Source organism: Pseudomonas sp. PS01301 (assembly GCF_029960215.1).
In the GTDB taxonomy this organism is placed as follows: domain Bacteria; phylum Pseudomonadota; class Gammaproteobacteria; order Pseudomonadales; family Pseudomonadaceae; genus Aquipseudomonas; species Aquipseudomonas coleopterorum.
The window spans coordinates 1-14,963 of record NZ_JASCPM010000067.1; the positions used below are offsets into that span (position 1 = coordinate 1).

Consider the following 14,963-nt stretch of genomic DNA (forward strand, 5'->3'; position numbering starts at 1 on the left):
CGAACTCAGCAGTGAAACGATGCATCGCCGATGGTAGTGTGGGGTTTCCCCATGTGAGAGTAGGTCATCGTCAAGATTCAATTCCGAAACCCCTATCTGCGTGAGCAGGTAGGGGTTTTGTCTTTCTGGCTGATTTTCAGATACTGAGTGTGGAGGGTGCCTGCTCTTGGCTCGGGCGATACCCCATGGCATGGGCGATGCCGTTCCAGTACTGCTCCGTTAGTGTCATGAAATCATAGAAACCGTCTGCCAGCGCTGCGAACTCATCATCGTCGTGACACTCGAGAGTGGCTGTGTGAATCGCCTGTATCTTGTGCTCCTTCTCGGCATTGCCGATATGGACGTAGAAGTACTCGCAATGCTCGTGGAATTCGTCGTTGGAAGCGTAGAGATGCTGGTAGTGCCGCACGCCCTCATACAGGCGGGTGAGCGTGGAAAATGCGAGCCATTCCTGGGCCAACAGTGCGCCCAATGCGCGCTGACAGCCACTTTTCTCAGGCGTGCGGGTGTACAGGGCTTGCTGCTCAGCCACGAACTGGCGAGTGCTTGGCAGGATCAGATCATCGCTCAGCTTTGTCACTGGCGTGTAAGCAACCGCTACTCTGCTCAGGAGATCGGTCAGGAAATTCTCCAACAAATGAATGTGGGCTTTCTGCGGTTGACCGTAGCCGTATTCGGAGTACAGATTCTTGGCAATCTCGACGCGGGCGCAGAGGTTGTCGGTGTGTACCAGCGACAATGCAAGCATTGTCGAAGTCTGCGAAGTTCTTACCAAATAATTCTTCGCAAACAGCGCCAGTTCATCAAAAGACAGCGGGGCGGCCAGCCAGCGTTCATAAAAGGCGTTATTCAAAGCGCCGTGCTGATGTACAGAGGTAGCGAGCTTGGTGATCTCTTCATAATAACCGGACATGCGCAGCTCCTTGTTTGTAACTTGGTGCTTCGAAGTTGTCGTTTGGTTTTTGATGCTGACTAGGCAGTAGCAGTAGAATCCATGGGCTAGGAGGCTCGCACAACTAAAAATAAATGAATCGGCGATTCACCAGAGGTGTATATGGATATCTCGCAATTAAGGATGCTCACCGCTATCTATAAAGCGGGAAGCATCGTCAAGGCCGCCAAATCGGTGCATTGCGTACCCTCGAACGTGACAGCGCGCATGAAGGCCCTGGAGGCCGAGCTCGGATGCTGTCTATTGAATAGACGAGACAAAGGCGTCGAATTAAGCGCCGCTGGAAAGCACCTGCTGACTCATGCAGAAAAGGTGCTGGAGGCATTTTCCGAAGCACAGGCGTGTTTCGATGATACCCAAAAGCTCAGCGGTACGCTCAAAGTGGGGGGTATCGATTCTTTTGTCAGTACCCGCCTGGCCGCCATAGTTGCGGCGTTCACGCGTGAGTATCCCCAAGTGGTATTGGAGATCACTACGGGTACATGTCCGGATCTTGTAGAGAGCGTTGTGGAAGGGAGGCTGGATATTGCCATAGTTGCGTTTGCTCCAGTCAATCCGAAGCTCACTAGTCATAAGATCGCAGGTGAGCGGCCGGTGTTGGTTCATCCACAGGCGTGGTTGCAGCAGGGCCCCTTGGATCTGAACAACCGAAAGCTTCTGGCATGGCCTGAAGGGTGCCCTTTCCAGGCGGTGGCACTGGCCTGGTGCAAGGCGTCGTTGCAGGGTGTGGAGACAGTGGTGTGTGGGAGCTGGGGCGGCATCATGGCGTGTGTCGAGCAGGGGATAGGCATGGCGGTAGTCCCCAGGGGCGTCTACGACAATCATCGAGCATTTCTGAATGTGATGGCGCGCGACGAGCTGGTATTCCCCAGGGTGGACCATTACCTGTTGACCCATAAACGCGCGAGCGGGCATCCAGTTCGGGAAGGGTTCGCGCAACTGGTGTGCGGTGCATCCGTACCCTCGATTTGAGTGTACGGACCTCTTGAGTGTGGGTGTTCTCTATTCAGGTATTGAAGTCGACGGCTGCGTTTGCAGCGCCTGGATACGTACACCGAAGCTCTTGATGCTGGATAAGGTCGCGTTATGGTGGTCAATGATCTGCGCAGCATCGGCATGTGGCTTGGACTGCGTAGTGTGAGCATCGCTGATCAAGGTGATTTCATAACGCAGGCCGTCGACGCTCAGACTAAGCGGTAATGGCTGTTTCTTCCATACGCCTGACCTTACCTGCTGCGACATTTCATGCAGGTGGTTGCATCTGGATCACCACTTTCCCCTTTGCGCGACCATTTCGGACGTGGGCCAGTGCGTCTGCAATCTTCGCGAAGGGATAGACCGTGTCGATCACCGGGGTGATGACACCGCTTTCCACGAGCTGGCTGATGTGTGCGAGTTGCTCGCCGTCCGCGCGCATGAATACGAAATCATAGCTGCAGCCCTGCTGACTGACCTGTTTGCGGATGCGGTAGCTCAACAACCGCATAAGTTGCTTCAGGGGCCAGCCGAGGCTCTGGCTGGCGGCGAACGCCAGGGTCGGGGGGCCGGAGATGGAGATCAACTGGCCGCCGGGCTTCAAGACCTTCACCGACTCGCTCAATACGTCCGATCCCAAGCTGTTGAGTACGACGTCGTAGTATTGCAGCTCTCGGGCGAAATCCTGCGCTTTGTAATCGATCACCCGATCGGCGCCCAAGGCCTTCAACCACTCGACATTGGCCGTGCTGGTGGTAGTGGCCACGTAGGCACCCAAGTGTTTGGCCAGCTGAATGGCGACCGTACCCACGCCACCTGAGCCTGCGTGGATCAAGACTTTCTGGCCCGGCTTGACCTTGGCGGTTTCGACCAGGACTTGCCAGGCGGTCAAAGCCACCAAGGGCAGAGACGCTGCCTGGACCATGGTCAGGTTCACAGGCTTGGCGGCTACATACGATTGATCGATGGCAATGCGTTCGGCGAAGGTGCCGATACGCGACGGGTGCGGCCGCGCATACACCTCGTCGCCGGGTTTGAAGCGGGTGACATTGACTCCGACTTCGAGCACCACGCCCGCGACGTCATTACCCAATGCGAGGGGTAGCGTGTACGGCAGGATCAGCTTGAATTCGCCGTTGCGAATCTTGACGTCCAGCGCATTGACGCCGGCCGCACGCACCTGCACCAGGACGTCGCCAGCAGCCAGGGTGGGCTCGGGCATTTCGGCTATCTGGCCGACGACGCTTTTACCGTAACGATCGATGATGAACGCTTTCATGACTCATTGCCCAACAGTGGCAGAGGTCAGATAGCGCTCGGCCGGCGTTGCCTGGCGCAGATCCGCGAGCAGCAAATGACGACTATCATTGAGTGCCGTCCAGCGCTCGGCCACATGCAGCGGTGGGATGGTGACGAGCTCTCGACGGTCGTAACCTGCCAGGGCGGCGTCCACCAGATCGGCCACTTCCATGACTTCAGGCAAGGTCGCGATATCGATCCCGGAATGCTGCCAGATCTCGGTGCGTGTGGTTGCGGGCAGCACCGCTTGTACATAGACGCCCTTGGGGCCCAGTTCCGCTTGCAAGCCCTGGGACAGGAACAGCACGAACGCCTTGGTGGCACCGTACACGGTCATCTGCATCTCGGGAGCCAGACCCATCACCGAGCCAATGTTGACGATACTGCCATGACCCGTCTGCGCCAGACGTGGAGCGATGGCCGCTGCCAGGCGTGTCACTGCGGTCACATTGAGCGCGAGCAGGCTGTCGAGGGCGCTGGCGCTTTGTTGGGTGAAGCCGCCGGCCTGACCTGCGCCGGCGTTGTTGATCAGGACGCCGATGCTGGCATCTTCGGCCAGGCGCTTCTCCACTTGAGCCAGGTCTTCGGCGCGGGTCAGGTCCGCTTGCATGAGGTTGATGTTCACACCGCTTTCGTCGCGCAATCTTGCGGTCAGTTGTTCCAGGCGATCGCGGTTGCGTGCGACCAGGACCAGGTCGTGCCCGCGGCGGGCGAAACGTTCGGCGTAGGTGGCGCCGATGCCGGTGGAGGCGCCGGTGATCATTACAGTGGGGAGCGTGTTCATCAGAGGAAATTCCTGACGGCTAGATGGCAGCACTGCGCTGCGACGGATTTATGATGATGACCGAAATCTAAACCGTCAAGCATTTTGATGTCATTCGACATCAATGTATACTCGGCTTCACTGTTCACCTCACAGGCATCGACATGAAAGTCAGCAAGGCACAGGCGCAGGCCAACCGTGCGCACATCGTTGAAACCGCCTCCACCCTGTTTCGCGAGCGGGGTTACGATGGCGTGAGCGTGGCTGATCTGATGGCCGCGGCCGGCTTCACTCACGGCGGTTTCTACAAGCATTTCCGCTCCAAGGCAGACCTCATGAGCGAGGCGGCGGCGTGTGGCTTCGCGCAGATGGAAGCCAGCACGGCTCAGGCCGAACGTGCAGCGCTGATCGAGGGCTACCTGTCGCGCGAGCATCGCGATGCACCTGGTGAGGGCTGCACCCTGGCGGCATTGTCGGCCGATGCCGCGCGCCAGCCTGAAGAGATCAAGGCGGTGTTTGCGCAGGGGATGGAGCGGATCCTGGCCGGTGTGGCGCCTGCTTCGGTCGAGGTAGACGAGGCCACGCGGCAGACCGCCCGGGCCGAGCGAATCAATGCCTTGGCGCACCTGGTCGGGGCACTGATGCTCTCCAGAGCGTGTCCGGATGACTCTGCGCTGGCTGACGAGATTCTGGAAAGCTGCCGGACAACCGCGTTGGCACGTTTGCAGGGGTAGGAGGTGCCTTAGCGGTAAGTTCTCTGTTCCGAAGCGCACTGGGTGGCATGGGCCAGCCACCAGTGAGCCGTTGCGCCCAGTACGGTGGACAGAATAGCCAGTATCAGGATCACCTTCTGCGTACCAACGGGCGCGGCCAAGAGGGCGACGAGTAAGCCCGCCGCTGGCTGCGACAGGTTATTGAGCAGGGTAATCACCCCCACCGTCTTGCCGAAGTCCTGAGGGGGAATGACGCGCTGACGAATGCTGCGCATGTAGACGTTGAACATCTTGTCGAAGCCCGCGATCAACAAAAAACCTGATACATAGCCTGCTAGGTTCGGAGTCATTGCGCAGATGAACCCACCTGCAGCGATCAGCACGTATGACACACCACCCAGTACCCTCAGGGGAATGACGACGCGCGCGAGCAGTACCAGTATCGCGATGGTAGCGACGGCACCCGCCGCCTGCAGCCAGGCGTAGCTATCCTTGCGCTCGCTGAAACTTCCGATCACCATGGCCGCCGACGTAGCCGCCGTCACGCCGACGATCAGGTTCACCCCAACGGCCAACGTGATGATTTTGCGCAATTGCGCTGTGGTACGGATATGCCCAATGGCCACTCGAAAAGGTTGTAGCCACGCGCCTTGATCCTGGTCGAATGGCGCGATATCTATCTGACTGAGCCGTTGCCAGATCAGCATGCTTGCATCGGCCAGCAGAAATACCCCAGCGACACACAGCACAACCCAGTGCCAGGTCCAGACTTCCAGCATTAATGCAGCGACCAATGGGCCCAGGACTAAACCGGTCTGGTCGGCGATTTGCGAGTAGGAGAGGGTCTTGGTGTAGCTGTAGTGGTGGAATACGCGTGGCATCAGTACTTCGCGAGCCATGACGCCTTGAGTTGTCAGGATGCCACACAGCGCCGACAACACCACAAGCCAGGCGATGCCACCGAACAACAGGGACAGAATAACGGCCAGCACACAGAGTAAAACCCGGTAGATCTGGCTGATATGCAGGATTCGGACGGGTGAGAAGCGGTCGCACAATACGCCACAGAAAGGGAACGCCAAAAACCTGGGCAACGATTCAACAAAGAACGCAAGGCCGGCCCACGCTGCGCTCTGAGTCGCCTGGAAGACCACCAGCGGAACGATGAACAATAGAATCTGGTCCGCGAGGCGTGACAGGAACAATGAGACGAAGAATGCGATGTAGTCCTTTCGCATGATAGGGTCCTTTATGTTTCCAAGCAGGCTCTGAGAGGGGCAAAACACCGTCGCGCATTACACAACCGCTGACATCGGATTGATAGATACAGATAGCGTGGATAAATGGAACAGTCCCGTTGTTTGTGAACAGGCGTCAGATCTTTTCTCTACCTGCATGAGTGCCCACCATGATTGAACCGAACGCTTCCACGCTATTCATGGGCTGGGACGTCGGCGGCTGGAATTGTGACCGGAACCCGGCTAGCCGCGATGCTCTGGTCGTTCTGGATGCTGAGCGCCGGCTAGTCGGTAAGCCATGGCGGGGCAATCTGCGGCGGACGATCAATGAAGCAAGTTCCACGGAAAAGTTTGTCCATGGGCTGTTGAAACTGTGTGCAATAGACACTGCAGTTCATCAGGCGCCATGCCTGCTCATGGGCGTCGACACTCCACTGGGCTTCTCCCGACCTTTCATCGACCTCATCACCCGTGGCATGGCCGTGCCCACTGTTGGCGAGTCATCCAGCAACCCCTACCTGCACCGGCGTACCGAGCATTTTCTGTTCGAAAGAGGGCTCTATCCGCTGTCGCCGATCAAGGACATGATCGGTAGCCAGGCAACCAAGGGCATGCACGTGCTGGGGCGATTCGCGCCCGTTCGGCAAGCCTGTGGCGTATGGACGGACGGGCGGATGCTGAGGGCGATCGAAGCCTATCCCTCGGCGTGCAAACGGTCCGCCTGCATCGAGGCCTTGCGAGCGCCTTTCTACGTCGACGGCGCAAGCGTTCCGCGAATATTTGTAGCGGGGCTTGAACATATCGATGCACAGGATGCGCTGACGTGCGCGTTGCTGGCCTGGGCCTTCGAGCATAGACCGCAATGGCTGGCTCAGCCGATGGCGGATATAGATCCGGCAGAGGGTTGGATATTCGTGCCGGAGGATGGGTTGCGAGCGTCCGTAGGCGCGGATTCTAGCCAGTAATACCGGTAGGCATCTTTGTCTATCAGACTGATAGGCTCTTCCAATTTAGCCACGCCAGTGGTTGCCGTTACCCTCGCGGTTTCTCCAGAACATAAGAAGCGTGAGGGATTCACTATGAAAATCAGAACCTTATCAGGGTATGCCGTCACTGCATTGGCCGTCGGCATGTCTTTGTCGTCCGCGTTTGCCGATACCTTGACCCGCGACAATGGCGCCGCCGTTGGCGATAACCAGAATTCACAGACCGCCGGACCCAACGGGCCGGCGCTGCTTCAGGACGTTCAGCTGTTGCAGAAACTGCAGCGCTTCGACCGCGAGCGCATTCCAGAGCGCGTGGTGCATGCCCGTGGTACGGGTGTGCATGGCGAGTTCGTCGCTTCCAGCAACATCAGTGAGTTGACCAAGGCCAAGGTGTTTACGCCAGGCACCCATACACCGGTGTTCGTGCGCTTCTCGTCGGTCGTCCACGGCAACCACTCGCCGGAAACGCTGCGCGACCCACGTGGTTTCGCGACCAAGTTCTATACGGCGGACGGCAACTGGGATCTGGTCGGCAATAACTTCCCGACCTTCTTCATTCGTGACGCCATCAAATTTCCCGACATGGTGCATGCGTTCAAACCCGACCCGCGCACCAACCTCGACGATGATTCCCGTCGTTTTGACTTCTTCTCCCACGTGCCGGAAGCGACCCGAACGCTCACCCTGCTGTACTCCAACGAAGGCACGCCTGCAGGCTATCGCTTCATGGACGGCAATGGCGTGCACGCCTACAAGTTCGTCAACGCCAAAGGCGAAGTGCATTACGTGAAGTTTCACTGGAAGAGCCTGCAAGGTCTGAAGAATCTGGACCCGGAACAAGTCGTGCAAACCCAGGGCAAAGACTACGCGCACATGACCCATGACCTGGTCACCGCAATCAACAAGGGTGATTTCCCGAAGTGGGATTTGTATATCCAGGTGCTCAAACCTGAAGACCTGGCCAAGTTTGCATTCGACCCGCTGGACGCGACCAAGATCTGGCCTGACGTACCGGAGCAGAAGATCGGGCAGATGGTACTGAACAAGAACGTCGACAACTTCTTCCAGGAAACCGAACAGGTCGCCATGGCACCATCCAACGTGGTACCGGGGATCGAGCCGTCGGAAGACCGTCTCCTGCAAGGCCGTGTGTTCTCGTACGCCGATACCCAGATGTACCGCCTGGGCGCCAACGGCATGAGTTTGCCGATCAACCGTCCGCGCGTCACCGTCAACAACGGCAACCAGGATGGCGCCTTGAACAGCGGACATACCACCGGGGGCGTGAACTACGAGCCGAGCCGTCTTGCGCCGCGCCCGAGTGACGATAGCGCGCGTTACAGCCAAACGACTTTGAGCGGTACTACCCAGCAGGCGAAGATCCAGCGCGAGCAGAACTTCAAACAGGCAGGCGACTTGTACCGCTCCTATTCGCCCAAGGAGCAGCAGGACCTGATCAACAGCTTCGGCGGTTCTTTGGCTGATACGGATACCGAGAGCAAAAACATCATGCTGTCGTATCTGTACAAGGCCGATCCGGCCTACGGCACAGGCGTGACCAAAGTTGCCAATGGCGATTTGGAAAAGGTCAAACAGTTGGCCGCCAAGCTTCAGGACTGATGCATCCGATCACCGGCCGTCTCACAACGGTCGGTGATCTACAGGAGCAAAATCTCATGCGATATTTCATTCCCTGGATCTGCTCGGCGATGATGCTTTCAACAGCTGCCTTGGCCGATGATACACCGCCATCCGATACCCGTCAGCAACTTCGTGAACTGTACTTCGACGCCGCACGTTCGGGCAGCACCGACCGTTTGGGCGCGTTCATCGAAGCGCATTATGACTTGGACACCCGCGATGAAAGTGGCTACACCGCATTGATTCTGGCGGCTTATCACGGCCAGACGGCGGCTGTGGAGCAGTTGCTGGCGGCCGGGGCGAATCCGTGTAGCCAGGATAAGCGTGGCAACACTGCGCTGATGGGGGCCATCTTCAAAGGTGAAGTGAGCATCGCCCATCGATTGCTCAAGGCAGACTGCGCGACGGATGAGCGAAACAACTCGGGGCAGACGGCGGCGATGTATGCGGCGCTGTTTCAGCGCAAGGATATTCTCGAGGCGTTGGCGGCGAAGGGGGCGGACCTGGATGCGCGGGATGACAGGGGGAATGATGCACGGTCGTTGGGGGAGGGGCGGTTTAGTTCGGCGCCGATACGCTGAGCTGTAGCGCTCGTTTAAGCTGAGCCACCTACGCTGCAATCCACCGTCAGTAGAGGGATTTACTGCTTCAAGCTGTTATGGACTCGGAGTCATCCGTACGAATGAGTCCGTATGAGTCGTGTGAAGATGAAGCACTCCCAAGTCACAAGCATTTTGCCAAGGCGCTCTACGGCGTCTGGCGATATGTAAAAGATCTCGCCAAGCCGGTCGTTTGCCAACTGCGTGCTGAGCAGCCGCCGTAAATCTTGACACAAACTTGATAGGCAAACAGTTGCTACCCCCGTGATCTGTCAGTAAGTTCGACCTCCCCACACCAAGGATGGTGTGAAATCAAACCGCATCACTGCGTCGGCCAATTTACGCCTAACTCAATGGCGAAGCCTGCGCCCGATACTTTGACGTTCAGGGAGAACCGATCAATGTCCCAAGCTCCAGGCCCGCTGTGGTCCATCATCACCAATCGCTTCAAACTCGCTGGACTGTTGATGATCCTTTTACCTGTGTTGCTCGTCACCCTGGACAACACCATCCTCAACTTCGCTCTTCCCAAAATCGCAGTTGCCCTTGGCCCTTCGGCTGCCGAACAGCTATGGGTAATCGATGCCTACTCGCTGGTGCTGGCGGGCCTTTTGATCACCATGGGTACTCTGGGCGATCGCGTAGGCTACCGTCGCCTGCTGTGTGTGGGGTGCACAGGTTTCGCCATTATTTCGATTGCTATCGTCTTCTCTAGGCAGGCTTGGCACCTGATCGCAGGTCGCGCAGTTCTGGGGTTGTTCGGCGCAATGATCCTGCCTGCCACGCTTGCCCTGATCCGGACCGTCTTCGATGACCGGGAGGAGAGGCGTATCGCCGTGGCGGCTTGGGCAACCTGCCTGACATTGGGAGCGGCTGCCGGTCCACTGCTCGGTGGCGTGCTGCTCCAGTTCTTCAGTTGGCAGTCGGTGTTTCTGGTCGCAGTGCCGTTTCTGCTGCCGATGTTGCTGCTTTCACCCATGATCCCAGAGTCCTCAAGGCAGGCCGGGTTGTCGATCGATTATGTGAGCATCCTGCTGAGTCTAAGTGCCATGACAGGCGTGATGCTTTCGCTCAAGCATTTAGCCACGGTAGGAGTAGATGCCTATGCCATTGTAGGCATGGTGGTAGGTCTTGGGACAGGCATCGCCTTTGTCCAACGCCAGAGGCGGCTGGAAGAGCCCTTGCTCGATCTGGAGTTGTTTGGTTCGAGCACCTTTAGCGTGTCGATCACGGTCAATCTCGTCAGCCTGGGGGCGCTGATCGGTTTTCTCTTTTTCGCTACCCAACTGTTGCAACTGGTTCTGGGTCTATCGCCCATTGCTGCCAGCTTGATATTGGTGCCCGGTCAAGTCTGTGCCGTGGCCGCAGGACTCGCCATTGTGCCGATCGCGCAACGGGTGGCGCAGAATGTGGTGATACCCGCTTGTTTGTATGTAGCGGCGGGGGCGTTTGCAGTCATGGCGTTGTTCACTGCGACCGCACTGATTGTGGGTGTGGCTTTTGTGTTGCTGAATGCCGCAGTTGCGGCAATTACCAGCGTTTCCAACGACCTTGTTCTGAGCGCCGTGCCGGCTGACAAGGCAGGCAGTGCGTCGTCTGTAAGTGAGACGGCGTATGAGGTCGGGGTGGTGTTGGGGACGAGCTTGGTGGGAGGCGCCGTGGCTGCAGGGTATCGGTTGAGTCTGGTTTTGCCCGGGGGGATTGAGGATGACGCGGCCGCGCTCGCGGTGACGTTGGGTGGTGCTCATTCACTTGCGCAGGATTTACCTGCTGAAGCAGGAGCGGTGTTAGCTGAGGCGGCGAATACTGCTTTCAGTGGAGGGGTAGAGGTGACCAGTGGTTTGGTGGCTGGATTGATCGTGTTGTTTGCGTTGTATGCCCGTTGGGGGTTGCGAAGGGCATGATTTCCCGAATCGGTTCCTGGGCTGGGTTACGATCACGAATCAACAGCTGTATCAGCTCTAGATCGTTCAAAGGTCGATAAGGCGTTTCTGCCTTATCGACTTTCCTAAATTCAATCCCAGCTCAACGCCCCACCCGTCTGATACTCAATCACCCGCGTCTCAAAGAAGTTCTTCTCCTTCTTCAAGTCCATGATCTCGCTCATCCATGGGAATGGGTTCGTGGTGCCTGGGTATTCTTCTTTCAGGCCAATCTGCGACAAGCGACGGTTGGCGATGAACTTGAGGTAGTCCTCCATCATTGCCGCGTTCATGCCCAGTACGCCGCGAGGCATGGTGTCGCGGGCGTATTCGATTTCCAGCTGGGTGCCTTGCAGGATCATCTGCGAGGCTTCTTCCTTGAGTTCGGCGTCCCACAGGTGTGGGTTTTCGATCTTGATCTGGTTGATCACGTCGATGCCGAAGTTAAGGTGCATGGATTCGTCGCGCAGGATGTATTGGAACTGTTCGGCGACGCCGGTCATCTTGTTGCGGCGGCCCATGGAGAGGATCTGGGTGAAGCCGCAGTAGAAGAAGATGCCTTCGAGTACGCAGTAGTAGCCGATCAGGTTGCGCAGCAGCTCTTTGTCGGTTTCGACGGTACCGGTGTTGAATTCCGGGTCGGAGATGGCGCGGGTGTACTTGAGGCCCCAGGCGGCTTTTTTAGCGACCGATGGGATCTCGTGGTACATGTTGAAGATTTCGCCTTCGTCCATGCCCAGGGATTCGATGCAGTACTGGTAGGCGTGGGTGTGGATCGCTTCTTCGAAGGCCTGGCGCAGGATGTACTGGCGGCACTCCGGGTTGGTGATCAGGCGGTACACGGCCAGGGCCAGGTTGTTGGCGACCAGGGAGTCGGCGGTGCTGAAGAAGCCCAGGTTGCGCATGACGATGCGGCGTTCGTCGTCGGTCAGGCCTTCCGGGTTTTTCCAGAGGGCGATGTCGGCGTTCATGTTGACTTCTTGCGGCATCCAGTGGTTTGCGCAGCCGTCCAGGTACTTCTGCCAGGCCCAGTCGTACTTGAAGGGGACAAGTTGGTTGAGGTCGGCGCGGCAGTTGATCATGCGCTTTTCGTCGACGGCGACGCGGGCGGCGGAGCCTTCGAGCTCGGCCAGGCCTTCGGCGATGTCGAGTTTGTTCAGGGCGGCCTTGGCGCGGGCTACGGCGGCGGAGTCGCTGGCGTGGGCGGCGCGGGCTTCCTGGGCGGCGGCACCGCCGGCGCTGTCGAGTTTGTCCATGGCAGCTTCGCTGGCGTGGCCGGCGTTGGCGCCTTTGGCGGGTTCGGCTGCGTCTTCTTTGTCGAATTCGTCCCAGCTCAGCATGGGGGAGGCTCCTGCTCGAGGCCGCTCGTGGCGGCTGATGAATTTGGAAATCTGATTACCGGGGTTGCGTGGTGCAACCTGGCGTTACGTGCGTGTTGCGGCGCCGGGTCCAGGCTTTTTCAGCGTGGTGCCACAGCGTGGGCTATCAACGATCCGGTCGGAACGCGCTGAGGGACTCGCTTCGCGGTCGGGCTTCGGTCGATGGACTCGTGCCGGCTTCGATGTCGCGATGGGTCATGTCTCAGGTCCTTGAAGTGGGCGGCGATTATAGGGTTTTTTGCTTGCTCGTGTTCACGTGCGGTCACAAAAAAATCGGTCGAAACTCGTATTTCTCAGGACTGTTGCGTTCACTGCCGGTGTGTAGGCAGTAACAGCCGCGACCTTACGAAAATCGCCTATGTGGTGGTTTTCGTAAGAAGTGGACACAGGATATAGGCTTGAGTTCGGCTTGGAAACCCGACTGGCTGTTCAGAAAATAGCCAGATTTTCCCATGGGTAGGCTCAAGTCCTTGCCCTGCCTGCCTTCCGCGAAATGCAACCCTTCAGGATTTTTTTGTGGTTCTGTGAAGGAGTCGATGAGCGGCAGAGAGGCGAGTGCGACGGTGTTTGTTCACCGCCCATTCGCCTGTTCCAGGCTTGACCGTTATTTACGGGCAGTGATCACCGCCCGCATCGGCGCTGGCAGGCCTTCGACGGTTTTGCTGTGGTCGTCCGGATCGAGGAAGTCACTCAGTGACTGGAACTTCATCCATTCGGTGCCGCGCTGCTCGGCCACGGTAGTGATGCTCACGTCCACGCACTTCACGTCGCTGAAGCCGGCGCGGCGCAGCCACAGTTCCAGGGCGGGCACGGAGGGAAGGAACCAGACGTTGCGCATCTGCGCGTAGCGGTCTTCGGGCACCAGGACCTGATGCACGTCGCCGGGAACGACCAGGGTTTCCAGGACCAACTCACCGCCTTTGACCAGGCAGTCCTTGAGCGCCAGCAGGTGCTCGATGGGGGAGCGGCGGTGGTAGAACACACCCATGGAAAACACCGTGTCGAAACCTTCGAGGCCGGCGGGCAGGTCTTCCAGGGCGAAGGGCAGATGCCAGGCGGGCAGGTCGGGCAGATAACGCTGCACCGCCTGGAACTGGCAGAAGAACAGCCAGTTGGGGTCGACGCCGATGACGCTGTCGGCGCCGGCGCCGAGCATGCGCCATTGGTAGTAGCCATTGCCGCAGCCGACGTCGAGAACCCGTTTGCCGCGCAGGTCGAGGTGCGGGGCGACGCGCTCCCATTTCCAGTCCGAGCGCCATTCGGTGTCAACGTGGACGCCGAACAGGTCGAACGGGCCTTTGCGCCAGGGTGACAGGCCCATCAGGGCAGCGCGCATCTGGTCGTGGGTGGCGGCGTTGTCTTTACAGTCCAGGCGCAGGCCGTTGACCAGGTCGATGTCGCAGGCGGTGACCGAGGGCAAGGCATCGAGGGCGCTCTGCCAGCGTTGCAGGTCGCCGTGACCTTTTTCCATCTTGGTGTCGAGCTGGGCTTGCAGGCCATTGGCCCAGATGGCCAGCGGGGTGTTGGCCAGGCGGCGGACGAGCGGGGACAGGTCAATCATGGCAGGGCGATCATCGAGGCGAAGTTGAGGCATTGAAACCAGGGCACGACCTTGCTGAAGCCTGCGGCAAGCAGGCGATCGCGGTTTTCTTCGAGGCTGTCGGGTTTCATGACGTTTTCGATGGCGCTGCGTTTCTGCGCTATTTCCAGGTCGCTGTAGCCGTTGGCACGTTTGAAGGCGATGTGCAGGTCGGTGAGCAGGTCGTGTTGTTGGTCGTCTTCGAAGCGCAGCTTTTCAGAAAGGATCAGTGCGCCGCCGGGGACCAGCGCTTTGTGGATGCGGGTGAGCAGTTCCAGGCGCTGGGCCGGGGGGATGAACTGCAGGGTGAAGTTGAGTGCGACGACCGAGGCCGGTTCGAAGTCCAGGGCGAGGATGTCGCCCTCGATGACGGTGACCGGCAGCAGCTCCTGAAACATGGAGTTCTGCGCGTTGAGGTATTCACGACAGCGCTCGACCATGGCCTGGGAGTTGTCGATGGCGATCACCTGGCAGCCTTCGGTGCGCACGTGCCGGCGCAGGGCCTGGGTGACGGCGCCCAGCGAGCTGCCCAGGTCGTAGAGGGTGGTGTTGGGCTGGGCGAATTGCGCCGCGAGCACGCCGAGGTTTTCCACGATGGTGGGGTAACCGGGCACCGAGCGTTTGATCATGTCCGGGAACACGCGCACCACGTCTTCGTTGAAGGCGAAGTCGGGGACCTGGCTCAGGGGCTGGGCGAATAGGCGGTCGGGCTCTTTGCTCACGGGGCGATCCAGGCGGGTTGCGGGAAAACGGGGCGGCATTTTAGCGGATGTGGGGCGGGGGTGCATTTTTTGTGGGGTGCAGTGTGGTTTTTTGCGCCCTGAGGGGATCCGTAGGAGCGGTCATCGGCCGCGAAGGAATATCGCGGGGTGAAAGCGGTACCGAGGTGGCTCGTTCGCGGCCGATGACCGCACCTA

13 protein-coding genes are annotated in these 14,963 nt (G+C 58.7%); 6 read left to right on the forward strand and 7 right to left on the reverse strand.

Annotation, left to right across the window (positions count from 1 at the left end):
• Window positions 1-136 precede the first annotated feature (136 nt).
• Window positions 137-913, reverse strand: coding sequence for an iron-containing redox enzyme family protein (locus QMX89_RS21500; RefSeq protein ID WP_056843925.1), 777 nt, complete (start codon window positions 911-913; stop codon window positions 137-139).
• A 141-nt stretch (window positions 914-1,054) separates the two neighbouring features.
• Between QMX89_RS21500 and QMX89_RS21505 the strand changes: the two genes are divergently transcribed.
• Complete coding sequence (locus tag QMX89_RS21505) at window positions 1,055-1,924, forward strand: LysR family transcriptional regulator (protein ID WP_282349797.1); 870 nt, start codon at window positions 1,055-1,057, stop codon at window positions 1,922-1,924.
• A 271-nt stretch (window positions 1,925-2,195) separates the two neighbouring features.
• Here QMX89_RS21505 and QMX89_RS21510 read toward each other — a convergent pair whose 3' ends face one another.
• Window positions 2,196-3,206 (reverse strand): NADP-dependent oxidoreductase, encoded by a 1,011-nt coding sequence (locus tag QMX89_RS21510; RefSeq protein WP_282349798.1) that lies wholly within the window; start codon window positions 3,204-3,206, stop codon window positions 2,196-2,198.
• A gap of 3 nt (window positions 3,207-3,209) precedes the next feature.
• On the reverse strand, window positions 3,210-4,010 hold the full coding sequence (locus QMX89_RS21515; RefSeq protein ID WP_282349799.1) for an SDR family oxidoreductase: 801 nt from the start codon (window positions 4,008-4,010) through the stop codon (window positions 3,210-3,212).
• Window positions 4,011-4,153: 143 nt separating this feature from the next.
• On the opposite strand from QMX89_RS21515, the gene QMX89_RS21520 reads away from it, so the two are divergent.
• Complete coding sequence (locus QMX89_RS21520; RefSeq protein ID WP_049862352.1) at window positions 4,154-4,723, forward strand: TetR family transcriptional regulator; 570 nt, start codon at window positions 4,154-4,156, stop codon at window positions 4,721-4,723.
• 8 nt (window positions 4,724-4,731) lie between these two features.
• Here the strand turns inward: QMX89_RS21520 and QMX89_RS21525 are convergent, their stop codons facing one another.
• Window positions 4,732-5,940, reverse strand: coding sequence for an MFS transporter (locus tag QMX89_RS21525; protein ID WP_282349801.1), 1,209 nt, complete (start codon window positions 5,938-5,940; stop codon window positions 4,732-4,734).
• A gap of 170 nt (window positions 5,941-6,110) precedes the next feature.
• On the opposite strand from QMX89_RS21525, the gene QMX89_RS21530 reads away from it, so the two are divergent.
• The 4 genes from QMX89_RS21530 (at window position 6,111) to QMX89_RS21545 (ending at window position 11,070) form a co-directional block, all read left to right on the forward strand.
• Entirely contained in the window at window positions 6,111-6,905 is a 795-nt protein-coding gene (locus QMX89_RS21530; protein WP_282349802.1) for a hypothetical protein, read from the forward strand.
• 114 nt (window positions 6,906-7,019) lie between these two features.
• The gene (gene katB, locus QMX89_RS21535) at window positions 7,020-8,546 is read left to right on the forward strand and encodes a catalase KatB (RefSeq protein WP_282349803.1); all 1,527 of its coding nucleotides are present in this window, start codon (window positions 7,020-7,022) and stop codon (window positions 8,544-8,546) included.
• An 89-nt stretch (window positions 8,547-8,635) separates the two neighbouring features.
• Window positions 8,636-9,148: an ankyrin repeat domain-containing protein gene (locus QMX89_RS21540; RefSeq protein ID WP_282349807.1), complete on the forward strand. Its 513-nt coding sequence runs from the start codon at window positions 8,636-8,638 to the stop codon at window positions 9,146-9,148.
• Window positions 9,149-9,567: 419 nt separating this feature from the next.
• Window positions 9,568-11,070 (forward strand): MFS transporter, encoded by a 1,503-nt coding sequence (locus tag QMX89_RS21545; protein WP_282349804.1) that lies wholly within the window; start codon window positions 9,568-9,570, stop codon window positions 11,068-11,070.
• Between the two features lie 110 nt (window positions 11,071-11,180).
• Here the strand turns inward: QMX89_RS21545 and QMX89_RS21550 are convergent, their stop codons facing one another.
• The 3 genes from QMX89_RS21550 to cmoA all read right to left on the reverse strand — a co-directional run bounded on the left by QMX89_RS21550 (window position 11,181) and on the right by cmoA (window position 14,768).
• Window positions 11,181-12,428: a ribonucleotide-diphosphate reductase subunit beta gene (locus QMX89_RS21550; RefSeq protein WP_043184931.1), complete on the reverse strand. Its 1,248-nt coding sequence runs from the start codon at window positions 12,426-12,428 to the stop codon at window positions 11,181-11,183.
• 643 nt (window positions 12,429-13,071) lie between these two features.
• Entirely contained in the window at window positions 13,072-14,028 is a 957-nt protein-coding gene (cmoB, locus tag QMX89_RS21555; protein ID WP_282349805.1) for a tRNA 5-methoxyuridine(34)/uridine 5-oxyacetic acid(34) synthase CmoB, read from the reverse strand.
• Window positions 14,025-14,768 (reverse strand): carboxy-S-adenosyl-L-methionine synthase CmoA, encoded by a 744-nt coding sequence (gene cmoA / locus QMX89_RS21560; RefSeq protein WP_282349806.1) that lies wholly within the window; start codon window positions 14,766-14,768, stop codon window positions 14,025-14,027. The genes cmoB and cmoA overlap by 4 nt, the downstream gene beginning before the upstream one ends.
• Between the last annotated feature and the right edge of the window lie 195 nt (window positions 14,769-14,963).